The organism is Peribacillus asahii, assembly GCF_004006295.1.
Lineage (GTDB): Bacteria > Bacillota > Bacilli > Bacillales > DSM-1321 > Peribacillus > Peribacillus asahii_A.
The window spans coordinates 207,501-231,276 of record NZ_CP026095.1; the positions used below are offsets into that span (position 1 = coordinate 207,501).

Consider the following 23,776-nt stretch of genomic DNA (forward strand, 5'->3'; position numbering starts at 1 on the left):
GAACCTATGTATTACAGGGAGCAGAGGAATAACTACAATAATTGAAAACCTATTCGATTATATATTATTAAAAAGAGGATGACTGAAAAGGCTGTTTTTAACGCCCTTTTCAGTCATCCTTTTAAGAAGTAGCTATTTTATGCTGGAATGTAGTTATTTTGTTTTTTGTTTCTTTAATCAGCTGTTGGATTTTAGAGATATCTTGTTGTTCTTTTTTTGCTTCGTAAAGGAGTGGGTAGAGACTCTTTTCGATATCTACATAATCTTTCGGGTACTGTTTTTCTACTTGTTTTTCGATAACGTCCCAATATTCATCAAGATTTTCACCCGAGCTTTGAATGTTCTTTTTATTAATGGTTGATTGTTGTAACTCTTCTAAAGCAGTTAAGACTTTTTCAATACCATCATTCAGGTCAGTAGATACGTTTTTATGGGTTTCTACTGCCTCTTCTTGTGAATGTTCTGTGGTTCGATTTTCACTTTCATTTGAACTACAACCTGCTACCATCATCATGATAATGGTTGACGCACTTAAAAAATAACGAAACGTCCTCATATTATTCCTCCTATTTTTTAATACATACCTATTTTATCCATTCCATTTATAGGTTAACCATATTGATTTAATTCATAACATATCTATAGGCTTTCTCTAGTTTAATCGCAAATTGATATTTAAATATGTTGATTTTTCATGTAAGATAATAGTAAAAGTAAAATAATAGGGAATTTTCGATTGATTTGTTAGAAAGTACGGGGGGGAATAAATGCGTTTCGAAAAAAGTATTGAAAGGGATTTGGAGAAAAACAGTAATATTTTTGCTGAAGTTTTGACAACATATTTTAAGAAAATGAAAGGCGACGCAAAAAGGCAGGTCAAAATTGATTACATAGATTCGCTTGTTTCTGTTATAGGTGGATTTATTGCTATGATTGCAATCGGTTTCGTTGCCATTTATTTGGGGTATCCAATGGCGCTCGCTCCGCTTGGCGCAAGTTGTGTACTTGTGTTTTTAATGCATAAAGGTCCACTTTCGCAGCCACGACAGGTGATTGGCGGCCATTTTTTCTCTACTACGGCGGCGCTTACTGTGTGGAGTATAATAGGGCACAGTTTATTTACAATAGGACTTGTGGTCGTGATTGTACTCATGATTATGCTCATTACCGATACGTTCCATCCTCCAGCAGCAGCTAGTGCTCTTGTGGCTGTTAACTTTGAATTAGGTTGGGGTTTTCTGCTTGTGGTTATGATTGGAGCGTTACTATTAGTAGCGGTTTCTACCTTCTATAATAATATCTTTCAAAAAAGACAATATCCACAGCACTGGTTATAGAAGAGTGATAGTTTAATAGAAAAGCTATATTAATTCTGTTCAATGTTGGCTCGTTTTGTGTGAAACTTGAATTTCGGTAAATGAGCCAACATTATTTTATTAACACTAATGTTTACCAAAGTCTTTTTCAATATCAGTTATTCCTTACCTTTAGATATGTCCCCAAGTGTCTCCTTCGATTTACTAACCGTTTCATCTATAGATTTTGACTAAAGTTAAATGCTTTAAATTTCTCTTTTCCCATATTGTATCTTTGATCAATACCCAGCATTTTTCGCAATAAATATCAAAAAATAGATTCTATTTATCGGTATGATGGATGTAAGGAGGTTCGGGATATGAGTTATTTGCCAATCATCCAGAAAACGATAGAAAAGATTGAAATGAGCTTACATGAAGAGCTGTCTTTAAAAAATATTGCTTCGTTTGCAGGATTTTCTAAATATCATTTTCACCGTATCTTCCAAAAAGAAGTAGGTGTCACGGTTTCAGAGTATGTTCGATATAGGAGAATTACGAATGCAGCAGCTCTATTAATGTATACCGATGAGAAGATTTTAGATATTGCCTTTACTTATCGTTTTGAATCCCAAGAAGCGTTTACAAGAGCTTTTAAAAAAGTATATCAATTACCGCCGGGGCAATATCGAAGAATTATGTCCAACATAACGTTACAAAGGGAGGAAAGAAACATGAGTCAGGAACAAAAAATTAAAGGTTGGTTGTTGAGCGGAAGTCACCCTTTTCATTATGAAATTGGAATTGATTATGGAGTAGTACATAAAGGAAAAGGATCTGGGTATTTAAAATCAGTGACTGTTGAATCCCCAAATGAATTTGGAACGTTGATGCAGGAGTTTAAAGCAGACCAGTATAAAAATAAACGACTGAAGCTATCAGGGTTTATTAAGACAAAAGGTTTGAGCGGGTTCTGTGGACTGTGGATGCGGGTTGATTCAGCGATGCAAGATGTGCTGGAGTTCGATAATATGAGTGACCGCCCCATTACAACGGATACAGAGTGGAATCATTATTCAATCGTTTTGGATGTCCCTGAAAACAGTGCTGTTATTTCCTTCGGCATATTGCTTAATGGACATGGACAGGTGTGGATTGATGAATTGAAATTTGAAGAAGTAGATAAAAGCGTGCCAACGACGAACCCGAGTGCAGCGCATGATCTTTTAGATGAACCAACTAATTTATCTTTTGAGGAAAGCCTAAACGAATCATCCAACAATGAATAGCATCCTATCATATAGTCTTAGTAAAAGAAGCTGCCTATAAAGGACAGCTTCTTTTGTTTAGATTTTAAATTGTCGTACAATACCGTTTAATTCTTCTGACATGTTGGCTAATGATGCCGCAGAGGAGGAGACTTCATCCATCGATGCTAATTGTTCTTCAGAGGCTGCAGCAATTTCTGTTGTGCTTCCAGCGGTTCCCTTGACAATTTTGGCAACTTTTGCAGTAGAAGCGCTCACTTGCTCAACGCTAGCTGACATCTCTTCTGATATTGCGGACACTTCCTGAAGTTCAGAGCTTACATGTTCAATCGATTTTAAAATAGAAGTGAATGCACTGCCCGTTTCTTCCACTAATTGCATGCCATCTGCCACTTCCAAGCTGTTTTTGTTCATCATATTAACAGCTTGTGTTGTATCGGCTTGGATTGCTTGAATGATATCAGCAATTTGTTTGGCCGATGCACTGGATTGTTCCGCTAATTTTTTGACTTCGTCGGCCACAACGGCAAAGCCGCGACCGTGTTCTCCAGCGCGAGCAGACTCAATTGCTGCGTTAAGAGCAAGAAGATTCGTTTGGTCGGCAATATCGGTAATCACACCAATAATCTCACCAATTTGACTAGAGCGTTGGTTTAGTTCTTTCATGATGCTGTTTGTTTCGTTTGTCGAGGAATGAATCGACTCCATTTGCTTAATAACTCTTAGTAAGGAATCATTTCCACGCTGTGCTTGTTGAGATGTGTCTAAAGCAGATTCCGCCACGGTCGATGTCGTGTTCGCTACACGTTGAACACCAATTGACATTTCGTTTACGGTATTCGCTGCATCCATTGCATTAATGGTTAAAGCTTCTGAACTTTTAGCAACTCCTTCAATAGAAGAAGTGACTTGGTTCGTTGCGGAGCTTGTTTGTTCAGCACTTGCGGTTAATTCTTCGGCAGAAGCTGCGACCTGTTCGGAAGTAAGACTCACTTGTTGGATGACGTTTCGTAAATTTTCAGCCATTTGATTAAAATCATTTGCTAACTGCCCAATCTCATCTTTATTCTGCACTTTTATTTCTTCTACGACTAGATTTCCACTTGCAATTTGTTCGGTTGTTTTAGAAAGTAATTGCACAGGCTTTGAGATATGTTGACTAATCCATAAAGCAATGACTACACCAGCTATGATTGCTAATATACTAATGATGAGAACGAGAGCAATAGTATCCTCCGTTTCATTTGATAATTGTTGACTTGTATCGAGTAGATTATTTTGTTGATATGTTAATAGTTCATTAGTATCTTTATTCAAATCAGCAACGATAGGTGTAGTCTTGGTTCTTGTTAATTCAATGTATTCTTTTTCTTTATTTTGATTTTTAAAAATAATTAATTGGTCTACTAACTCTTGGTATTGTGCTTCGTATTCGATAATCTGATTTACTAATGTTGTACCTTTGGAGTCTAAATTAAGTTTTAATAGTTCATTGCTTGCCTTTTTGAAGTTTTCTTTAGCAGTTATATTGTGGTCTATTTGTGTTTTTGCTCCGCTTACTAAGAATCCACGTATAGCTATCTGTTCTTCATAAATGGAATCTACCATATCGGAAGTCAAGCTGATTTTCTCTAAGCGAATTTCAATGGCTTCCGAGTAACTGTCATTAATGGCTTTCAATTGATAAAAACTAATGCTTGATATGGCGGCTAATAGAATAAGAATGATTGAAAAACTAAGCAATAATTTTTTTCGAATATTCATGATATCAATCAACATCTCCTTATGTATTTTTTACTAGGTTTAATTAAATGAAATATAGGTGTTTTGTAACGATTGTTTCATAGTTTAAGTAATAAGAACTATTTTTTTATACTATAATTGATTCTAAATTAGTGCAAGGTAAAAATTTGCAATCAAAGTGTTAAGTATCCGTTCGGTAGGGGGGATGTTATTAAGGGAATCAATTTCTACAGTTATCTTGATGTTAGGGGGCGGGGCAACATCCATAACGAATGTTACAGGTGAGGGTGCTTTGACGATTTTAGTTAATAAAATGAGCTTAAGAGAATACAAAACGCATTCTAATTGAAAGGATAATTAGAATGCGTTTTTTTATTTTCGTAGTGTTTAGCTATTTCAATCTATATCTTGAATGATTCAAATTAATTGGTTTAATCGTTTTGTTTTGCTGCCTGCGTTGATAAAGATTGTTTTGTGTTAATGCATAAATAACAAGTGCTGTACCAAATACTTCATATAAACTAATAGGATGACCTTGTAACGTAACGACGACCAGAGTAGTCACTGGTACAAAGTTTATAAATAAGATGCCGCTAACAGGAGAGAGAATTTTGATTCCTTTATTCCAAGCTAATAAAGCGATTAAACCTGGAAAGAGAATCATAAAAATCATGTCATAACGCACTTGGTAGATGACCTCTAGGCTAGGAACATCTACAATATGAAAGGCCGTTGCAACCAAAGTAATCAGGCCTGTCGTAATAGTTCCTAGTAAACAGGTTAAAGTAGAATATCGTAAGGTAGACCAGCCTTTAACTGATTCGCCTCCCATAGAATAAATACACCAACCAATGACTGCAATAAGCATGAATAAAATCGGGAATAGATTCGTTGTTAATATAGAAGCAAACTCAGTACTTCCATTTGTCACGACAATAAAGGCGCCGATGAATGCGCAGGAAATTGTGATAAACTGATAGTTTTCGGGCTTGATTTTTTTATATATCCAAATAATTAGAATGGATAACATTGGCATTATCGATTCCATAATAGAGGCGACGACTACACCTGAACGCCCCATCATATGCTGTCCAAGAAAAATAAGAATGTTGTAGACGGTAAAACCTGCTACACCAAATAATAAGAGTGTGAAAAATTTCCCTTCAAATCGAAACGCTGTTTTTCCTTCCTTCATGAATAAAATAATGACTAACAAAAGCGTAACGGAACCATATCGAATTAACGTGAAAAATAAAGGGTCTATGTATGTCAATGCATGATCCGCTACTGGAAACATCGCTCCCCAAGATATACTGGCAATTAAACAGAGAATAATGCCTGCTAGTTGTGTGTTATTTTTCATCTTGCAACTCCTTCTAATTAATAATAGCTGTCTAACACATCTTATTCGAGGTATACTATTATGTAAAATGATTAAAAAAGATTAAAATCATCATTAAAAATGATAGTTGGAAGGTGTGTATATGGAAATCCGCGATTTGCAGATCTTTCAAGCTGTAGCTGAGCAGAATAGCATTAGTAAAGCAGCTGCGAATCTTAATTATGTACAGTCAAATGTGACGGCCAGAATTCAAATGTTAGAAAAAGAATTAGGAACAAAATTATTTCATCGCCATAAAAAAGGGATGGTTTTAACAGCAGAAGGGAAAAGACTATTAACACATTCCCAGAAAGTTTTAACAGAGTGGGCAGAAATAAAGAATTTATTTCTAGATTCAGAGAATCCTAGTGGAACTCTTACAATCGGTACTGTAGAAATCGTTAGTCAGCTTCCATATATTTTATCTAGTTATTTTACGAAGTTTCCGAATGTCGATTTATCATTAAAAGCAGGTGTTACAGAGGAGCTTTTGACAGAAGTTCTTCATTATCAATTAGAGGGAGCTTTTATTACGGGACCTATCCAACATCATTTAGTGGAGCAGTATCCAGTATTTGAAGAAGAGTTGACTTTGGTTACGAATAGTCCTCAATTTGAGAAAACTCAGCTGGTTAATCAAACTTTATTAGTATTAAACAAAGGTTGTGGATATCGGCTAAAATTAGAAAATTGGTTGAAAGCAGAAGGGGTTTCCCCAAGGAGAGTTATAGAATTTAGTACGCTGGATATGATTATTAAAAGCGTTACATTAGGTTTAGGTATTACGGCTGTTCCGAAGTCATACATTGAACAGCTCTCAGATTATAAGAATTTATATTGTCATCAGATTCCGGAAGAATTTCAAACGATTGTTACTTTGTTTATCCGAAAAAAAGACACGTATATGACGAACTCGGTCAAACAATTATTAAATATTATTCTAGAAAAAAAGGAATTGCTAGTGAGCGGGAATAATAGAGTTAATAATGAATCGATAGGATGATGAGGTGAATGTGGACCGATTCTTCATTTTTAAAAAAGAGGATGCCTGATAGTGTATATGTTTCGGGCATCCTTTTCATGTGTCTTTCCTCCGATCTAATAATCTCTCATCTTAATTTTATGTAATAAACTCGGCCATTTTTATACATATCAATAGGTTTTACTTATGGATGTATCAGATACAGAGGATTGTTAAAGTGCTAGAATGTGCTGTTTTTAATGTTAACTTATAAAATATCAGGGTTGACAATAAGTGTTATAAAACAATACAATGATAATACTTACAGAAAAGAATCATAGATGGGGGAGCATCATGAAAATCAGAGAAATGACTTATGTGGCTTTATTTGCAGCGGTGATGGGTGGACTTGGTCTTGTTCCACCAATTATGTTAGCTTTTACACCAGTTCCGATTACATTACAAACGTTAGGGGTCCTTCTAGCGGGAGGTATACTAGGGGCTAGACTTGGAGGATTAAGCCAAGTTATTTTCTTATTGATTGTTGCGGCAGGTATGCCTCTTTTATCAGGTGGCCGCGGTGGTTTAGGTGTTTTTGTAGGGCCAAGCGCGGGATATTTATTTGCCTATCCAATTACGGCTTTTTGTGTAGGATATATGTTATCTCGTTTTAAAACATTATCTTTGAAACATATTTTGTTAACGAATTTGACAATAGGGATGTTTTTACTTTATTTATTTGGGATACCGGTTCAAGCATTTATTATGGATCTTCCAATTGTAGATGTAGTGAAGGTCAGTCTTGTTTATCTTCCGGGAGATACGATGAAGGCGATACTTGCTTCTATAATCGTATATAGATTAAGAAAGCATCCATTCTTTGCTCGACAGTCGAAGAATTTAGCAGCGTAATACAACGATAAATTTATTGAATATTTGAATATTTTTGTTTTGTTCAATCCTATTTTATGCTACATTAAAAAAATAACATGAAAGGATGAACAACATGTCTCAGTTAGAAAATGTAACATTAATTAAACAAGCAAATGTATATTTCGATGGGAAAGTAACGAGCCGTACAGCTATCTTGCCTGATGGTACGAAGAAAACATTAGGAATTATGCTGCCGGGTGAATATGAATTTTCCACAGATTTAAAGGAAGAAATGGAAATCTTGGCTGGCCATTTAGAATATAAGCTGACAGGAGAAGATTGGCAAACAATCGAAGGAAGCGGTGTATTTTACGTGCCTGCTCAGGAAAAGTTTCAATTGAAAGTCCATGCGGTTGCGGATTATTGCTGTTCGTATATTAAGGAGTAAGATTTCTAGAACACCAAAGTTTCAGTTCATCTGAGGCTTTGGTGTTTTCTTCTATTGTAAACTGTTATTTTATTATATTGACATATCGAAATGTAAACCTGTACAATGATATTATTTACAATATATCGTTGATGTGGGGGATTATCATGAAGATTAAAGACATAACATATGTGGCTTTATTTGCAGCAGTGATGGGAGTACTAGGGCTTATTCCACCGATTATGTTAACATTTACGCCCGTTCCAATTACACTTCAAACATTAGGTGTTATTTTAGCTGGGGGAATATTGGGGGCTAGGCTCGGTGCGTTGAGTCAAATTGTATTTTTATTAATTGTTGCAGCAGGTATGCCGCTTTTATCTGGTGGTCGCGGTGGTTTAGGTGTTTTTGTAGGACCAAGTGCAGGATATTTATTTTCATATCCGTTTGTTGCTTTTTGTATTGGTTATATACTATCTCGTGTTCGTACATTATCGTTAAAACATATTTTAGCAACGAATCTTACAGTCGGAATTTTCTTGATTTATTTGTTCGGGATTCCGGTTCAAGCATTCGTTATGAATCTTGGCATTGTTGATGTAATCAAAATGAGTACGGTCTATTTACCAGGCGATATTCTGAAAGCCTTGTTGGCCTCGTTTTTAGTTTATAAATTACGGAAAAATCCTGTTTTTAATCGAATGATAGCTAAATCTGCTGCTTGATTTGGGAAGGAGTATAGTATGCATACGATTACTGCTACATATAGGACACATGCGGAGAGTTTTCCGAATAAAGTGGCGATTCAAACAATGAATGAATCGCTGTGTTATAGAGATTGGTATGAGAGGGTAGAGAAAACAGCTTCTTGGTTTAACGGATTCAATACTTCTAATCAAATAGTTGGGGTTTTAATGCCAAATGGAATTCCATTTTTACAGCTTTTTGCGGGAGCAGCGGCGGCAGGGTGGATCGCTGTTCCTTTTGATATAAAATGGCGGGAGGAGGAAATTCAAAAACGTCTGGCTCTGTCGTCTCCTTTTGTTTTACTCACGACAAAAGAGTTATATGAACGTGTGAAGCACCTCCATCCTAATATCCAAGTGTGGGAGCCTTCCTGCTTAGAAAAAGTAAATGAGATTGATAGAGTTGGTAAAGAGAATAGTGGGGATATGCCCTTTTATTTAGGCTTTACTTCAGGATCAACAGGAGAACCTAAAGCATTTATTCGCTCTCATCAATCGTGGATTGCGAGTTTCGAATGCAATCTGTACGATTTTCATATCGATGCGAATGATCATGTCCTGATTCCAGGTGCTCTGATTCATTCGCATTTTCTATATGGAGCAATTAGTACATTATATTTAGGTGGTACGGTGTATGTATTAGAAAAATTCTCTGTACCTCAAACTTTATCAATTTTAGAGGCTGAGCCTATTTCCGTTGTGTATTTTGTGCCAACAATGATTGAAGCGCTGCTCAGGGAAGAGGAGGTCATTGAGCGTCCTGTAAAAATTATTTCTTCAGGTGCGAAGTGGGAAGTGGATTCTAAACGAAGAATTCCAGAGGTATTTCGCGATGTATCGATGTATGAGTTTTATGGAGCAAGCGAGCTGAGCTTTGTGACGTTCTTATCTCATAAGGAAAATCAATTGAAGCCTAATTCTGTCGGTAAACCGTTTCATAATGTAGAGATTCAAATTCGTACATCAAACGGTGATGTGGCGGAAACGAATGAAATAGGTAAAATCCATATTAGAAGTGATATGGTATTTATCGGTTATCTACATCCGCAGAATCGTACCATTCGTTCTATTCACGATGCAGAAGGCTGGGTTACGGTAGATGATATGGGCTATATTGATGAAGAAGGATATCTGTATATAGCAGGCCGTGAGAAGAATATGATTTTATACGGGGGCATTAATATTTTTCCTGAAGAGGTAGAGGCCGTTTTATCACAGCATCGAGATGTGGAATATGTCGCTGTTGTTGGAATGGCTGATTCCTATTGGGGGCAGATGGTCGCAGCGGTCATCGTAGGTACGGCCCCGAAACTGGAGCTGAAACGATTATGTAAGCAGCATTTAGCTGCGTATAAAGTTCCGCGCAAATGGTTCTTTATTGAGGAAATGCCGCTGACGGTAAGCGGGAAAATTGCTCGTGCACAAGTTCAAGAGTTGATTGAGAGGAAGGAGGATTTATTATTAGAAAGGCAGTGATTGTTCAGGCGAAACGAACACCGATTGGGAAAGAAAACGGGATGCTGCGAGAACTTCAGCCACATGAGCTCGCAGCATCAATTCTTCAACATTTGGCAAGTGGTATCGAGGAGAAAATAGATGAAGTAATAGTAGGAAATGTCGTAGGTCCTGGCGGCAATGTTGCTCGTTTAGCTGCTTTAGAAGCGGGTCTGCCTTACTCGATTACAGGATTAACACTCGATCGCCAGTGCAGTGCAGGTTTAGAAGCAATTCGTATGGCTTGTTATTTTGTGCAAGGAGGAGCAGGGCAATGTTATATCGCCGGTGGTGTAGAAAGTACGAGCACCTCTCCTTATGAACAGCGGGCTCAATTTTCCCCCGATCGCATTGGTGATCCTGACATGGGGGTAGCCGCTGAACATGTTGCTAAGAAATATGAAATTAGTCGAGAGCGGCAAGATGAGTATGCGCTCTTAAGTTATCAGCGCAGTCGAGAGGCTTATACGAATGGTCTGTATGAGCAAGAAATTCTTACAGTTGGAGAACAAAGCAGCGACGAAGAATTGCTTCGTGAACGGAAAATGGAGAAGCTATTGAAACGAGCAAGACCGATTTTCGTGAAAGAAAATGGGACGGTAACCGCTGCTAATAGCTGTGCGATTCATGACGGAGCTTGTGCGACATTAGTTATGGAAGAAACGCTGGCGAAACAGCTGGGTTATCAACCTGTATTGCGCTTTGTCGATAGTCAAGTTGCTGGGGTGCATCCTTTTTATCCAGGAATCGCTCCTGTACCAGCCATTCAAGAATTGTTAAATAGAAACAGTTTAACGATAGAAGATATTGATCTTGTGGAAATCAATGAAGCATTTGCTTCCAAAATTGTTGCTTGTGCACAAGAACTTTCGATTCCTTATGATAAATTGAATGTATGCGGTGGAGCGATTACGATTGGACATCCATATGGAGCGTCAGGCGCAATGCTAGTCACTCGCTTGTTTTATGAAGTTCAAAGACGCCAATATGTGAAATATGTGTTAGCCGCAATTGGAAGCGCTGGAGGAGTCGGAGTGGCGGTGTTGTTTGAGGTAGTGTAAATAAGCCATGAAAAGGTGCATCTATAATGAAGGGCTACATTCTAAAAAGTAATTCGTCCAATACTTATTTGCTATTAATTGATTTTTCAAAAAAATGATATACTAAAGGGCGAAAGCTATTCTAGTTCATGCAGAGAGGAATTGTACGATGAAACAAATTTACACAGGTAAAACGAAAGACGTATTTGAACTTGAAGATGGTAGTTATTTATTAAAGTTCAAAGACGATGTAACAGGCGAGAACGGTGTATTTGATCCGGGTGCTAACACGGTTGGTTTAACTTTAGAAGGAGCAGGTCGTGCGGGACTTAGCTTAACAAAGCACTTTTTCGAAGCATTGAAGGAACAAGGAATTCCTACTCATTACATAGATGCAAACATTGATGAAGCAACAATGACGGTTAGACCCGCTACTGTATTTGGTAAAGGGTTAGAAGTAATCTGTCGTTACCGTGCTGTTGGCAGCTTCTTGCGTCGTTACGGATTGTATGCGGAAGAAGGCCAAGCATTAGATGCATTCGTAGAAGTAACATTGAAAGATGATGGACGTCAAGACCCGCCAATCAGTGAGGATGCACTAGATATGCTAGGTATTTTAACAAAAGCTGAATATGCAGTATTAAAAGATTTGACTCAACAAATCGGTAATGTTGTCAAAGCAGAATTAGCGAAAAAAGATATTGAACTATACGATATTAAATTTGAATTTGGTCGAGTGGGCGAAGGGAAAGAAATCGTGTTAATCGATGAAATTTCAGGTGGAAATATGCGTGCGTATAAAAACGGTGAATATATCGAACCGCTTCAATTAGAAAAATTAATGTTAGAAGCGTAAGAAATGACCCCAAATTGAGGACATAATTGTCCTTGATTTGGGGTTTTTATACTTTGAAACAGATTACTCTTTTAGGAATCCCGCCAAATATAAGAGAAATCATGCAATTTTGTTAGAGAATCGTGCCGAATATAAGGTAAATCATGCCGATTTGCTAGATAATCCCGCCAATTAACATGCCATTCCTTATACCGTCTAAAATGAGCCGAATTTATGTTACAAATGGCCGTTTTTTCGGCCGCTTAATATTTCAAAACCTCGATTTTGTAAGCGCTTTATGTTGGCATGCGACTTGCATTATATAGTAAGTGAGGTTAAAAAAAGGGCGTCATTTATAGGAAGGCGCCGCTAGAAAAGGGAGGAAATGAAGCATGAGCGCAGCAAATCAAGGAAGCACGGTAAAAGTAAAGGCAGGTCAAGAGGTTAAAACAATGAAAGCCGCAGTAGTCAATGAATTTAATCAAAAGCTTGAAATTAAAAATGTCCCTGTTCCTGAATTAGAATATGGAGAAATTCTAGTGAAGATTAAAGCGTGTGGTGTATGTCATACCGACCTTCATGCGGCACATGGAGACTGGCCAGTTAAACCGAAGTTGCCACTTATTCCAGGTCATGAAGGTGTGGGTATTATTGAAAAGGTAGCAGAAGGCGTGACGTCCTTAAAAGTTGGTGATCGCGTTGGGATTCCGTGGTTGTATTCGGCGTGTGGGGAGTGTGAATATTGTTTAACAGGACGCGAAACGCTTTGTCCAAAACAATTGAATGCAGGTTACTCAATAGATGGAGCATATGCTGAGTACTGTAAAGCTCCAGCACAATATGTTGTCAAAATCCCAGAGGGTCTTGATTTTGCGGAGATTTCTCCAATCTTCTGCGCAGGGGTAACGACGTATAAAGCATTGAAAGTATCAGAAGCAAAGCCAGGTGATTGGATAGCGATTTATGGGATTGGCGGACTAGGTCACGTAGCTCTTCAATATGCAAAAGCAATGGGCTTTAACGTTGTTGCCGTTGACATTCAAGATGACAAGCTGGATCTTGCGAAGGAACTAGGAGCAGATTTAACGATCAATGGTTTAAAAACTGATCCGATTCAAGATATCCAAGACAAAGTAGGCGGTGTGCAAGCAGCTATTTCTGTTGCTGTTACGAAAAAAGCATTTGAACAAGCATATAGATCCGTGAAGCGTGGAGGAACATTGGTAGCTGTTGGCCTTCCAAATGCTGAGCTGCCAATTCCAATCTTTGATACCGTATTAAATGGGGTAACGGTGAAAGGTTCAATTGTTGGGACAAGAAGGGACCTTCAAGAAGCGATTCAATTTGCAGCAGAAGGCAAGGTACGTACAAATATTGAAACAAAACCGCTTGATAACATTAATGAAGTGTTCGAACGTTTAGATAAAGGCGAAATTAATGGCCGTGTTGTATTAACAATGGAATAGAGGTTGATAGAAAAGAAGCTAGCTTGAAGGATTGCTAGCTTCTTTTCTCTTCTTACGGAGCAAATGGAACAAAGTATCGAAACATAAAAGCAATAAGTGAAAATAAGGAGATCGTACAAAGAAAAATAAAATGAAGGATGATATAGAGAATTTTCCACTCCTAAGAATGACTTTTTTCATTTAAAATATACCGCAGTTTCCGCATCGAAATGTGCAGTCGTTTGGCTGCTTCGGTGCGATTGCCGTATGTTTGTTGGAGAGCTTGCAGGACAAGTTCTTTACTAACAATAGATTCTAGCTTTTTCATTTCTGATAGTAGGTCAGCGAGATTCATCTCCTTTTTTTGCTGAAAGTCTTCAACAAGTCTTTTTCTCCATTCAGCAAGAGGGTCATTTATCATCGTTTGGACAGCTTTTGTCTCTGGATTTGCTTGGAGCATGTGACTGTTCGGCAGCACGATATCTTCTGCTGTTATTTTCTGTTCAGAGTCAGTCAATGTGAGTGTTCTTGTTATCACATTGGACAGCTCACGAATATTACCGGGCCAATCGTAGCGTTGTAGTTTTTCGATTGCACAGTCTGAAAATGTCCTGTTAGCTTGTCCATTTCGTTCAATTAGATGTTCAATGAGCAGCGGAATATCGGCTTTCCTGTGGCGCAGGGCTGGGATATCGAGCTTCACGACGTTCAGACGATAATATAAATCTTCGCGAAATTTTCCTTTCATTACGGCTTGCTGCAAATTTTCATTAGAGGCAGCTACTAATCGGGCTTTAGTGTGGAGTATTTGGCTGCTGCCAACACGCATAAATTCTCTAGTTTCTAGTACCCTAAGCAGCTTTACTTGAATAGCTGGGCTCGCATCGGCAATTTCATCGAGAAAAAGCGTCCCGTTCCCGGCAATTTCAAAGAACCCTTTTCTTTGCTGAGTTGCTCCAGTAAATGCCCCTTTTTCATGTCCAAATAATTCACTTTCTAAGAGAGATTCGGAAATAGCCCCGCAATTAAGGGCAATAAAGGGCTCATGGCTTCGTGGACTAGCTAGATGAATGAATCGGGAGAGGACTTCTTTACCAGTACCTGTTTCTCCTTCAATCAATACATTTACAGATTTTTGAGCCACTTTGTATGCTGTTTCAATAAGTGCTGGCATGGAGGAGTGTTCCCCCATAATGAGTCCTGAATCATGAGCGAGTTTATGCACGACTTGCTGATGTTGAGCGGTACAATGATTTAATAGATTTTCCACTTGTGCTTCGAGGACAGAGATATCATCAAAAGGCTTTTCCATATAGTCACTTGCACCAAGCTTCATTGCTTCCACAGCTGTTTTGATTGTACTATAGCCAGTCATAATGAGTGCTTTGCAGCGAGGTTGCAGCGTTTTTAAGTGCCGCAAAAGGGCAAGTCCATCACAGTCTGGCAGCTTTAAATCAATCATAGCAACATGGAAATGATGGTTATGAAAGTCCAGTTCATAAAATTGTTGACCGCTGTTAACAACCTGAACATGATAGCCTTTTAAAGTAAAAAGACGGGATAAGAAAGTGCCAACTTCCTTTTCATCATCCGCAATAAGCAGATTAATCATGCAATCACCTCATTTGGTAAAGGGAGTTTTAATCGAAATGTGCTTCCGTGACCGTCTACACTTTCAACTTCAATCGTGCCGCCGTGATCATTGGCGATTCCAAGGCTAACTGATAAACCAAGTCCTGTGCCTTTATCGCGTTCCTTTGTTGTATGAAAAGGATGAAAAATAAGTGGTAAACGCTCTGTTTCAATCCCAATTCCGTTATCTGTAACAGCAATAATAATGGAGTTGGACTCAAGATAGGATTGAATGTGCAGCCGTTTTTCCGTTGATGTAGAAACATCTAAGGCATATTTAGCATTTAATAGTAAATTGATAATAATTTGTTCAATATGTGGCTGACTACCAACTATAAGCGGTAGATCTTTTTGTAAAGAAAGACGAATCGAAATCGCATTTTTTTCAAGCTGAAATTTTAATAGATTAAGAACTTGATGAATAGCTTCGTTCACCGAGTAATGTTGAAATTTGTATTCGTCCTGTCTTGAAAAAGTAAGAAGGCTTTTCACAATTTGTTTGCAGCGGTCCCCGCAGTTTTTAATATCCGTTAGTAAAGGGTAATCCTGATGTTCAGGAGGAATATTTCTTAGCAAAAGTTGTGAGTTTCCAAGAATGGCTGTTAACGGGCTATTTAATTCGTGAGCGACACCAGCAGCCATTTCACCGATGGCGCCGAGCTTGCCGGCATGAAGCAGTTGGGCTTGGATCTGCCGTTTTATTGTTACATTTTTAAAGTAGGCAATGACACCGTATACTTGTTGTTCCTTATTTTGAATAGGGTACGTATTCATTTCTAAAATGATGTCGTGTGGAAGCAGAATTTCTTGGAATTTTGGCTTTTGGGAAGAGAATGTATCTTGGATGAGTGGTTTTGCTTGATCTATGACAGCTTCAAGAGCGGAAAAGCTTTTCGCTGAATCATTGCACTTGTATAGGTCAATTTGACGGTCAAATACAACAATCATGTCTTCCACTGCCTTAAAGGTGTCTTCCCATTCTTGTTTTGCACGAAGCACTTCTTTATAAAGAGCTGCATTTTCGAGCGTCATGGCTAATTGATTAGAAAGCTGCTCGAGAAAGTCTAATTCTTCAGGTTTCCATTCTTGCTGGTTTTTCCTGCCGAATGTTAAAACACCAATCCCTTCATTTTTGCTGTATAAAGGGACTAATAAAAGGGTTTCAATGTTCAAAGCAAGCAGCCTTCTTTTCTCAGAATAGAGAGCAGGTAAGTGGTCGACTTGAAGATGAATTAATTGTTTGCCATGAAGGGCAGACGTATAAAGAGAAAGCTGCTGCATATGGGTATTAAACTCCAATTCAAGATCACAATGTTCCTCGGGATGAATGTGGAGCAAAGAAGGCTCTTCCTCATGCAAGATAAATAAATGACAATCATCAAACGTGATAAGCTGCTTTAGCTTACTCATCACATTGCGTAAGATTTCCTCAATGCTCATATCAATGTGAATATTTTTAGTTAAATCATTCATGATTTCAAGCTGCATATTTTTCTGTTTTAATTGATCAATTGTTTTCTTTAACTCCGTATAGTACGTTTTTTTTGAAGATTTTACACCGGTTAGTAAATCGATTAATTGGTCTTTAGTCATATTCTTCACCTCATGATTATAAGGCTTTAACGAGTAAACTTTTTATTTGATCAAGGGACATATCACGCGGGTTCGTAATCATACAGGGATCCTCTAGAGCTGATATGCCAATTGTTCCAATCATCTCTTCCGTAATTCCAACATCACCTAAACATGTGGGGGTTCCAATATCAGTGGATAGGTCTCTGACAAATTGAATCGCAGCATTGCCTGCTTGCTGTTCTGTTAGCGTGCGTGTGTCAATTCCCATCATTTCCGCTAATTCACTAAAACGTTGTGGAGAAGCAATTCGATTGAACTCCATCACATGAGGGAGCAGAATCGTGTTAATTTCTCCATGTGGTAATAAATATTTCCCGCCAATGGCATGGGAGATGGCATGGGTTGCTCCTAAAATTGCATTAGAGAAGGCCAGTCCAGCCTGTAAGCTTGCCATAGCCATTGCCTCTTTTGCTTCTTTATTGTTTTTGGAAGCAACAGATGGTCGTAAATAGCGTGAAACAAGCGATAAAGCATTTTTGGCTTGAACATCCGTAAGCGGTGTAGCAGCAATTGACACATAAGATTCAATCGCATGTGTTAACACATCCATGCCCGTTGCTGCGGTTAGTTCAGCATCTTTCGTTGTTAATGTGTTTGGATCAATAATGGCGATATCAGGGACAAGCGATTTCGAAATAATGGTCATTTTCTTTTGATGAAAAGAGTCCACTATAACGGAAAATTGTGATACCTCTGAGCCAGACCCTGCTGTTGTCATTACCATTACCATAGGAGGCAAGGGAGAGTGGATTTTATCGATCCCTTCATAATCACAAATGTCTCCTCCATTGGTTGCTAAGATGGCGATGGCTTTGGCTGCATCGAGCGCACTGCCTCCGCCGACACCGATAATAGCGTCGCACTCATGTTGAAGAAAAGAGCGGCAGCCAGCTGTGATTTCGCGATCTTTCGGATTTGTTGTCGAATCAATATAGATGGAGAAAGCGAGCCCTGCACGTTTGCATGATTGCATGACAATATTAAGCCATCCTGCAGTGGCTACTCCAGCATCACTGACAATAAAGACGTTTTTAGCACCTAAGCGAGAGCAGGCATCTCCAACCTGCTCAATGGAGCCTTTTCCGAAAATAATTTCTGGAATCACAAATGTATTAAGAGACATTGTCAACATCCTCTCCTAAGGTAATGGGCTTTCTATCTCTTATTATTTTACATTATAAGGGAAAAGTCTTGTTTATTCGACGAAATTTTTTGTATATCATATGTATTATAAATTTGCATTCTTACTTAATTCTGAAGCGGTATGTACAATATGGTCAAATGATTGGTGAAACTCTTCGACGATAACCGACTGTTCTTCTGAGTGTGCAGAGATTTGCTGAATGGTTTCGATAGCTTTTTCCATGTTTTTCATCATTTCTTTTAACTGTGGTTCAAAACCTTCAACTGCATCTTTGCTGCTATCCGCCATTTTTTTAATTTCATTTGCTACGACCATAAAGCCTCGTCCGTGTTCACCAGATCGAGCTGCTTCAATCGAGGCATTTAACCCTAAAATCCGAGATTTAATAGCTGTGTCTTTAATTTTTGATAAAACATGTTCAATCGTGCGAATTTCATTTTTTAAAAGGGTAGATTCATCTGCCAGTTCTTGAAGATCTTTTGCAATGACGTTAGAAACAGATGCCATATGCTCGGTTGTTGCTGCCAGTTCTTGGCTAATCGCTGTAAGTTCTTCAGCTTCGGATCGCAACATATCGATTCTTCTGTTAGAAACGATAGAAGAGAGGACGCCGATTACTCTTCCGTTTTCTTTAATAGGGGAAGCGGTTGAAATATAGGGTACTCCAAACTTACGAGAGTCTTTTTCTTCTTGCTCGAATTGACCAGATTGAAGTGCCTGTAGTGTTACGGTTCCTTGCAGCGTACTAATAGGCGCTCCAACCTGAATGTTTAAATCAATACTTGTTCCCGGTAAGTAACATAATACTTTTTCATGATCAATTAAAAGAAGACAAGCATCTTCTGGGTAAGAAGCTTGAATGACTTCTGCATTATCTAGTAATTGTTGTAATTGCGTTTCCAGCCTTAATACACGCTCCTTATTTCGTTTCGGCATATATACTTTCAATAATATATTAAACTACTATTCTTCCATTATATGTTCATTATGACATAGACGAATAGGATAATCACGCTTATTTGGAAGAGGGGTGGAGGTGTTTTAGGTATTTTTTCTTATTATATGGCTTGTATTCTAGTCTTAATTCAGCATAATAGGTTCTTTTAGTTCACACCTTTTTCCTTCCTCGGCCAAATAAAATAGCTGCAACAAATAATAAAGTCAATAGCTAAGACGAGAGACCAAACTTTGAACGTCCCCATTAATGCTTCAGTTCGACTAGCGTGGTCGATAATATAAATAAGTGCAAATAATAGGCCGACACCAATGAAATAAGCTAACACATGGTGAAACCAACTTTTTAAATACTGTTTAGCATAGTCGTAGCCAGAGTGCTTTATCGGTTTTGGTCCTTGTTTTGTCACATAATATTGAAAGCGTTCATCTGCCCATTGAATCATGCTTTTTCCAAATGCAATAGAGACACCGATATAAATGGCCGCAATGCCGTGAACAGCTGTGGCAGTAGCTCCATTATATAAATCTAGCCCCGTGACAATTAATAAAATCATATCAATGACAGGTGTTAGGGCTAATAGTAAAAATCCTAGTTTTGGCTTCTTTACTATATAACGCGTCACTAACCCGAGAATAATGACAATCCAAAACGCAATTTCGCAGGCAACAATAATCCATCCTATAAAGTTCAAAGCAATCCTCCTTGAGCAATAATATATTTTATGTAGATTTTACCATCATAGTAATTTGTCGACTACTAAAGTGGGGGAAGGACGATAAGAAAACGAGGCGTGATCATCACGCCTCGTTTTCTTTTAACCTTGTTTTAATTCTAATCGCCGAGCAAGGATAGATAGTGTGTAGTTCACAACAAAATACATAATGGCTACAAGCAGTAGAATTGGGACAAAATAGTTAATATTTTGTGCATAAATAATTTGACCGTGGTGCATGAGTTCTGGTAAGGAAATGACAACTGCCAGTGAAGTATCCTTTAATAAAGAAATAAATTGACTCACCATAGGAGGAACCATTCGACGTAAGGCTTGCGGTAAAATGATATATCGTAAAGCTTGTACATAGCTTAAGCCTGATGAACGAGCAGCTTCCATTTGTCCTTTTTCGATTGAGTTCAATCCGCTTCGAATTACCTCAGCAATCATCGCTGATTCAAATACAGTTAAGGCAACAATTGCAGCAGGAATAATTTCTAGTTTGAGACCGACCTCAGGTAGTGCAAAGTACGTAAAGAAAATAATTAACAGCAGAGGTAAGTTTCTTATTGTTTCTACGATAACAGCGACTATTTGTGAAATAACAGGTATTTTTGCATATCGTAGAATACCGAAAATTCCACCGATAATGAAGCTTAAAATGATAGAGATGAACGCGACTTTAAGTGTTACCCAAAATCCTTCTAATAGGAAGGTAAGATGGTCTGGTGAGTATGCATTAATAAAATCCATAATAGTACCTCCCCTCAATTACTCTTAGCTAGGCGTTTTTCTAGATACCCGACGCCAAGACTTAGAGGAATGGTAAGTAGTAAGTAAAATATTGCTACGAATATGTAAACATCAAATACAACAAATGTTCTGGAAGAAATTAAGTCACCTTGGTACATCAGATCAAGACCCGCAACGACTGATAGAATAGAAGAGTTTTTGACAAGATTAATAAACTGGTTTCCAAGTGGAGGTATAACGATTTTGAACGCTTGAGGTAAAATAATCAAACGCATCGCTTGGACATAGCTGAGACCTGAAGAACGAGCGGCCTCCATTTGCCCCTTTGGCACAGATAAAATACCTGCCCGAATCGCCTCGGCAATGAAAGAAGACGTATAAATAGATAAGGCAATCGTACCCGCCATTAAACCATCTAAACGTAAGCCAAGAAAAAAGAAAAAGACAATGATTAGAAGTGGAATATTACGAATAAATTCGACATAAGCGGCTCCTAATGCATTTAAAGGCTTAAATGGCACAATCCGTATCACGGCTATTAAAATACCAATTACTAAACTTGCAACCAATGCAATCAAACTTGCCGTGATGGTAATTTTAAACCCTTCCAAATACATGTCTAGATTGTTTGTCAGTATGGAAAAATCAAGCACGGCTATTCACTCCTCTAATTAATCAGGATGAGCATAATGCTCATCCTGATAATCAAACCTATATTATTTTTTGATCCACTTTTTATAGATTTCATCATATTTACCTGAATCTTTAAGGGCTTTAAGCGCTTTGTTTAACTCGTCCACAAGTGCAGTATTGCCTTTTTTAACAGCGATACCGTATGGTTCTTCTGTGAAAGTTCCACCGACTAATTCATACGATGGATCTTCGTCAGCCATACCATAAAGAATCGCATCATCTGTTGTTAAAGCGTCTCCTTGGCCAGCTTTTAAAGCATTAAAAGCTTCTGCATAGTTTTCGAATTCAAGAACTTTTGCATCAGGTGCTTTTTCACGAATATTAACGGCAGAAGTAGAACCTTTAACCGCGATTACTGTTTTTCCTTTTAAATCATCGATGCTTTTGATGCTGCTGCCTTTTTTAACAAGCAGGGATTGTCCTGCATCAAAATAAACATCTGTGAAATCAACTTCTTTTTTACGCTCTTCTGTAATCGTCATCGTTGCTACAATGACATCGATATCACCATTATTTAAAAGCGGCATTCTCGTTTTGGACGTTACTTCTTTGAACTCAACTTTCGTTTCATCGCCTAAGATTTCGCCAGCAAGTGCTTTAGCGATATCAATATCAAAACCTTCTACTTCGCCTGTGCTAGGATTCTTTAATCCAAATAGGCGTGTATCATTCTTTACACCAAACACAATTTTGTCTTTTTCTTTAATTTGAGCAAGCACGTCTTTTGTTTCGTTCTCGCTTTTTTCTGTTTCTGTGGATGTCTCTTTTCCACAACCAGCTAGTAAAATGACTGCTAGTATGGAAAGCAGCAATCCTTGTAACCATTTTTTCTTCATACCATTTCCCCCTATTTAATGATTTAGAATACGACTAAGAAATAGGCGAGCTCTCTCTTCGCGAGGGTTTGCATAAAACTCAGCCGGTATTGCCTCTTCTAAAATGCGGCCTTCATCCATGAAGACGATGCGGTCAGCAACTTCACGAGCAAAGCCCATTTCGTGTGTGACAACGACCATTGTCATTCCTTCATGTGCAAGTGCCTTCATAACATCAAGAACCTCGCCGATCATTTCTGGATCTAAGGCTGAGGTTGGTTCATCAAATAACATAATTTCGGGATTCATAGCTAATCCTCTCGCGATGGCTACTCGTTGTTGTTGACCACCGGAAAGTTGAGGGGATAGGAGTTTGCTTTGTTGGCGATTCCTACTTTTTCTAAATATTTTTGAGCGATTTTTTTAGCTTCGGCTTCTGATTGGCCAAGAACTTTCATTGGAGCAAGCATGATATTTTGAAGTACGGTTTTATGAGGGTATAAATGAAAGTGTTGAAAGACCATCCCGATATTCCGGCGTAGTTTATTAATATCTGTCTTTTTATCTCCTACAGATATATCGTTAACGGTCAATGATCCATCTGAAATCGTTTCTAAGCGATTGATACATCGAAGCATCGTGCTTTTCCTGATCCAGAGGGGCCGATGACGACGACTACTTCACCTTTGTTAATGGTGAGATTAATATCTTTTAAAAACATGAAAGTCACCATAAAACTTGTTGACTCCATCAAAAACAATCATATGTATCCATCCTCTCTTGACCTAAACGACATATGTGTGATGCACGTTTTAAATCGACTATGATAGTTTCATTGGGAAAATAGTTGATTTATACATGCAGGTCTTTTGGTTCAGGTAACTTCTAAAAGTATCCTTGTTAAATTATAACATATTAGTATAATAATTTGTAATTAAATACATAAAAAGGATAAATATGTACTTAAAACCTTTAAAAGGATGATTGGATAACGATATTGGAAGTAGATTGTTTTTGATGGAAATATAATAAAAATAGATTGATAGGTGTATCATGATTATTTATTTGAATGGATAAAGGCTTTACAAACAGAGGCAGGGTGACTGAATGTCAGTTATAGATTCAGGAGTAAGTTCTTCATTGGATGTTATAGCTTATTAAGTCTTGATTCTAGATATGATAAATATCTAAGGTACTGAAGGATTAGTATTCTTAACACAATGAAGGGGGGGATGTTTGAATCGTATCATAATGGAGTTTTTCCCTCCCTAGTATAGCTATTAGTTTATTTACTTTTTATAAACTTTTTGAGGAGTAAATATGAAGGGAACATTCATGGTCCCTTATATCTACTAGTTAAACCATCCTTGGACATAAATAAATAACTTGGAGGGGTAGGATGTTTATAAGAGTTTGTTCTTGATAAGAGGCTGATTGGTAAGAAGCTTGCCCATTTAAACCATTTATAAAAAAAGTTTGTAATAGGAATAATTTCAAAACCAAGATGGTTGGCTCCTTTATTCAATGTAGTGATTCCGATAATCCCTTTGATTTGTTTTACTTGAGGATGCTGTTGAACAAATGAAACTAGACTTGGCAAAGATTCTCTGACAGCTTGAAAAACAAACCGACCTCTTCTTAAATCGCTTTTGATTTGTTTTTAATTCTTTTAATAAAACAGCGTTGTGTAAATGGATTTTGATTAAGAGGTCATTTTTGTTAATTGCGGTCCCATCCGATAAGATTACATTTCTTCCTTTATAACGTGTAAGTTTGACACGTAAAATATTTTTCTCTGGAAGGTAATTCAAATGGGAAAGACGATAATAAATTGGGTCAACTAAATTCCAAATATTCAATAGATAATTTCTCATTTCTACAGAAATCCTTTCTTGCTTTGTTGATTTTAGTATTCATTATTCGGTG

23 protein-coding genes and 1 pseudogene are annotated in these 23,776 nt (G+C 37.8%); 10 read left to right on the forward strand and 14 right to left on the reverse strand.

The window, feature by feature from the left end:
* Window positions 1-121: 121 nt before the first annotated feature.
* Complete coding sequence (locus tag BAOM_RS01200; protein WP_127758723.1) at window positions 122-556, reverse strand: hypothetical protein; 435 nt, start codon at window positions 554-556, stop codon at window positions 122-124.
* A gap of 211 nt (window positions 557-767) precedes the next feature.
* Between BAOM_RS01200 and BAOM_RS01205 the strand changes: the two genes are divergently transcribed.
* Together BAOM_RS01205 and BAOM_RS01210 are read left to right on the forward strand one after the other, a co-directional pair.
* Entirely contained in the window at window positions 768-1,337 is a 570-nt protein-coding gene (locus BAOM_RS01205; protein ID WP_127758724.1) for an HPP family protein, read from the forward strand.
* 338 nt (window positions 1,338-1,675) lie between these two features.
* Window positions 1,676-2,584: a helix-turn-helix transcriptional regulator gene (locus tag BAOM_RS01210; RefSeq protein WP_127758725.1), complete on the forward strand. Its 909-nt coding sequence runs from the start codon at window positions 1,676-1,678 to the stop codon at window positions 2,582-2,584.
* A 57-nt stretch (window positions 2,585-2,641) separates the two neighbouring features.
* On the opposite strand, the gene BAOM_RS01215 is transcribed toward BAOM_RS01210, so the two are convergent.
* A complete protein-coding gene (locus BAOM_RS01215; protein ID WP_164853109.1) occupies window positions 2,642-4,327 on the reverse strand; it encodes a methyl-accepting chemotaxis protein in 1,686 nt (561 codons plus the stop codon).
* 370 nt (window positions 4,328-4,697) lie between these two features.
* Window positions 4,698-5,669, reverse strand: coding sequence for a DMT family transporter (locus tag BAOM_RS01220; RefSeq protein WP_127758727.1), 972 nt, complete (start codon window positions 5,667-5,669; stop codon window positions 4,698-4,700).
* A 121-nt stretch (window positions 5,670-5,790) separates the two neighbouring features.
* Here BAOM_RS01220 and BAOM_RS01225 point away from each other — a divergent pair, with 121 nt between their 5' ends.
* The 8 genes from BAOM_RS01225 to adhP all read left to right on the forward strand — a co-directional run bounded on the left by BAOM_RS01225 (window position 5,791) and on the right by adhP (window position 13,529).
* Entirely contained in the window at window positions 5,791-6,690 is a 900-nt protein-coding gene (locus BAOM_RS01225; protein WP_127758728.1) for a LysR family transcriptional regulator, read from the forward strand.
* Between the two features lie 312 nt (window positions 6,691-7,002).
* Window positions 7,003-7,560, forward strand: a complete 558-nt coding sequence (locus BAOM_RS01230) for a biotin transporter BioY (protein ID WP_127758729.1) — start codon at window positions 7,003-7,005, stop codon at window positions 7,558-7,560.
* A 94-nt stretch (window positions 7,561-7,654) separates the two neighbouring features.
* Window positions 7,655-7,969, forward strand: a complete 315-nt coding sequence (gene ppnP, locus BAOM_RS01235; protein WP_127758730.1) for a pyrimidine/purine nucleoside phosphorylase — start codon at window positions 7,655-7,657, stop codon at window positions 7,967-7,969.
* Between the two features lie 146 nt (window positions 7,970-8,115).
* Window positions 8,116-8,673 (forward strand): biotin transporter BioY, encoded by a 558-nt coding sequence (locus BAOM_RS01240; protein WP_127758731.1) that lies wholly within the window; start codon window positions 8,116-8,118, stop codon window positions 8,671-8,673.
* A gap of 18 nt (window positions 8,674-8,691) precedes the next feature.
* Window positions 8,692-10,170, forward strand: coding sequence for an AMP-binding protein (locus BAOM_RS01245; protein ID WP_127758732.1), 1,479 nt, complete (start codon window positions 8,692-8,694; stop codon window positions 10,168-10,170).
* A complete protein-coding gene (locus BAOM_RS01250) occupies window positions 10,155-11,249 on the forward strand; it encodes an acetyl-CoA C-acyltransferase (RefSeq protein WP_180319836.1) in 1,095 nt (364 codons plus the stop codon). The genes BAOM_RS01245 and BAOM_RS01250 overlap by 16 nt, the downstream gene beginning before the upstream one ends.
* A 148-nt stretch (window positions 11,250-11,397) precedes the next feature.
* Window positions 11,398-12,084 carry a phosphoribosylaminoimidazolesuccinocarboxamide synthase gene (locus tag BAOM_RS01255; protein ID WP_127758734.1) on the forward strand — a complete coding sequence of 229 codons (687 nt, stop codon included), beginning with the start codon at window positions 11,398-11,400 and terminating at the stop codon, window positions 12,082-12,084.
* 431 nt (window positions 12,085-12,515) lie between these two features.
* Complete coding sequence (adhP, locus tag BAOM_RS01260; RefSeq protein WP_127762397.1) at window positions 12,516-13,529, forward strand: alcohol dehydrogenase AdhP; 1,014 nt, start codon at window positions 12,516-12,518, stop codon at window positions 13,527-13,529.
* A gap of 160 nt (window positions 13,530-13,689) precedes the next feature.
* Here the strand turns inward: adhP and BAOM_RS01265 are convergent, their stop codons facing one another.
* From BAOM_RS01265 to BAOM_RS01310, 11 genes and pseudogenes are all read right to left on the reverse strand, one after another.
* The gene (locus BAOM_RS01265; RefSeq protein WP_127758735.1) at window positions 13,690-15,120 is read right to left on the reverse strand and encodes a sigma-54-dependent transcriptional regulator; all 1,431 of its coding nucleotides are present in this window, start codon (window positions 15,118-15,120) and stop codon (window positions 13,690-13,692) included.
* The gene (locus tag BAOM_RS01270; RefSeq protein ID WP_127758736.1) at window positions 15,117-16,733 is read right to left on the reverse strand and encodes a sensor histidine kinase; all 1,617 of its coding nucleotides are present in this window, start codon (window positions 16,731-16,733) and stop codon (window positions 15,117-15,119) included. Before BAOM_RS01270 ends, BAOM_RS01265 begins: the two co-directional genes overlap by 4 nt.
* 16 nt (window positions 16,734-16,749) lie before the next feature.
* On the reverse strand, window positions 16,750-17,898 hold the full coding sequence (locus tag BAOM_RS01275) for an iron-containing alcohol dehydrogenase (protein ID WP_127758737.1): 1,149 nt from the start codon (window positions 17,896-17,898) through the stop codon (window positions 16,750-16,752).
* A gap of 105 nt (window positions 17,899-18,003) precedes the next feature.
* The gene (locus tag BAOM_RS01280) at window positions 18,004-18,855 is read right to left on the reverse strand and encodes a methyl-accepting chemotaxis protein (RefSeq protein ID WP_127758738.1); all 852 of its coding nucleotides are present in this window, start codon (window positions 18,853-18,855) and stop codon (window positions 18,004-18,006) included.
* Between the two features lie 167 nt (window positions 18,856-19,022).
* Window positions 19,023-19,568 carry a hypothetical protein gene (locus BAOM_RS01285; protein WP_127758739.1) on the reverse strand — a complete coding sequence of 182 codons (546 nt, stop codon included), beginning with the start codon at window positions 19,566-19,568 and terminating at the stop codon, window positions 19,023-19,025.
* Window positions 19,569-19,691: 123 nt separating this feature from the next.
* Window positions 19,692-20,342, reverse strand: a complete 651-nt coding sequence (locus BAOM_RS01290) for an amino acid ABC transporter permease (RefSeq protein ID WP_127758740.1) — start codon at window positions 20,340-20,342, stop codon at window positions 19,692-19,694.
* A 14-nt stretch (window positions 20,343-20,356) separates the two neighbouring features.
* On the reverse strand, window positions 20,357-20,995 hold the full coding sequence (locus BAOM_RS01295; RefSeq protein WP_127758741.1) for an amino acid ABC transporter permease: 639 nt from the start codon (window positions 20,993-20,995) through the stop codon (window positions 20,357-20,359).
* A gap of 63 nt (window positions 20,996-21,058) precedes the next feature.
* Window positions 21,059-21,871 carry an ABC transporter substrate-binding protein gene (locus tag BAOM_RS01300; protein WP_127758742.1) on the reverse strand — a complete coding sequence of 271 codons (813 nt, stop codon included), beginning with the start codon at window positions 21,869-21,871 and terminating at the stop codon, window positions 21,059-21,061.
* Window positions 21,872-21,886: 15 nt separating this feature from the next.
* Window positions 21,887-22,614, reverse strand: a pseudogene (locus BAOM_RS01305) (amino acid ABC transporter ATP-binding protein).
* Between the two features lie 569 nt (window positions 22,615-23,183).
* On the reverse strand, window positions 23,184-23,450 hold the full coding sequence (locus BAOM_RS25415) for a YkoP family protein (protein ID WP_373995313.1): 267 nt from the start codon (window positions 23,448-23,450) through the stop codon (window positions 23,184-23,186).
* Complete coding sequence (locus tag BAOM_RS01310) at window positions 23,368-23,724, reverse strand: YkoP family protein (protein WP_257467550.1); 357 nt, start codon at window positions 23,722-23,724, stop codon at window positions 23,368-23,370. Before BAOM_RS01310 ends, BAOM_RS25415 begins: the two co-directional genes overlap by 83 nt.
* Window positions 23,725-23,776 lie beyond the last annotated feature (52 nt).

Bases quoted from the DNA above. Each gene is read 5' to 3' on its own strand.
- BAOM_RS01200 (WP_127758723.1), bottom strand. From the start codon at position 556: ATGAGGACGTTTCGTTATTTTTTAAGTGCGTCAACCATTATCATGATG.
- BAOM_RS01205 (WP_127758724.1), top strand. From the start codon at position 768: ATGCGTTTCGAAAAAAGTATTGAAAGGGATTTGGAGAAAAACAGTAAT.
- BAOM_RS01210 (WP_127758725.1), top strand. From the start codon at position 1,676: ATGAGTTATTTGCCAATCATCCAGAAAACGATAGAAAAGATTGAAATG.
- BAOM_RS01215 (WP_164853109.1), bottom strand. From the start codon at position 4,327: ATGAATATTCGAAAAAAATTATTGCTTAGTTTTTCAATCATTCTTATT.
- BAOM_RS01220 (WP_127758727.1), bottom strand. From the start codon at position 5,669: ATGAAAAATAACACACAACTAGCAGGCATTATTCTCTGTTTAATTGCC.
- BAOM_RS01225 (WP_127758728.1), top strand. From the start codon at position 5,791: ATGGAAATCCGCGATTTGCAGATCTTTCAAGCTGTAGCTGAGCAGAAT.
- BAOM_RS01230 (WP_127758729.1), top strand. From the start codon at position 7,003: ATGAAAATCAGAGAAATGACTTATGTGGCTTTATTTGCAGCGGTGATG.
- ppnP (WP_127758730.1), top strand. From the start codon at position 7,655: ATGTCTCAGTTAGAAAATGTAACATTAATTAAACAAGCAAATGTATAT.
- BAOM_RS01240 (WP_127758731.1), top strand. From the start codon at position 8,116: ATGAAGATTAAAGACATAACATATGTGGCTTTATTTGCAGCAGTGATG.
- BAOM_RS01245 (WP_127758732.1), top strand. From the start codon at position 8,692: ATGCATACGATTACTGCTACATATAGGACACATGCGGAGAGTTTTCCG.
- BAOM_RS01255 (WP_127758734.1), top strand. From the start codon at position 11,398: ATGAAACAAATTTACACAGGTAAAACGAAAGACGTATTTGAACTTGAA.
- adhP (WP_127762397.1), top strand. From the start codon at position 12,516: ATGAAAGCCGCAGTAGTCAATGAATTTAATCAAAAGCTTGAAATTAAA.
- BAOM_RS01265 (WP_127758735.1), bottom strand. From the start codon at position 15,120: ATGATTAATCTGCTTATTGCGGATGATGAAAAGGAAGTTGGCACTTTC.
- BAOM_RS01270 (WP_127758736.1), bottom strand. From the start codon at position 16,733: ATGACTAAAGACCAATTAATCGATTTACTAACCGGTGTAAAATCTTCA.
- BAOM_RS01275 (WP_127758737.1), bottom strand. From the start codon at position 17,898: ATGTCTCTTAATACATTTGTGATTCCAGAAATTATTTTCGGAAAAGGC.
- BAOM_RS01280 (WP_127758738.1), bottom strand. From the start codon at position 18,855: ATGCCGAAACGAAATAAGGAGCGTGTATTAAGGCTGGAAACGCAATTA.
- BAOM_RS01290 (WP_127758740.1), bottom strand. From the start codon at position 20,342: ATGGATTTTATTAATGCATACTCACCAGACCATCTTACCTTCCTATTA.
- BAOM_RS01300 (WP_127758742.1), bottom strand. From the start codon at position 21,871: ATGAAGAAAAAATGGTTACAAGGATTGCTGCTTTCCATACTAGCAGTC.
- BAOM_RS01310 (WP_257467550.1), bottom strand. From the start codon at position 23,724: ATGAGAAATTATCTATTGAATATTTGGAATTTAGTTGACCCAATTTAT.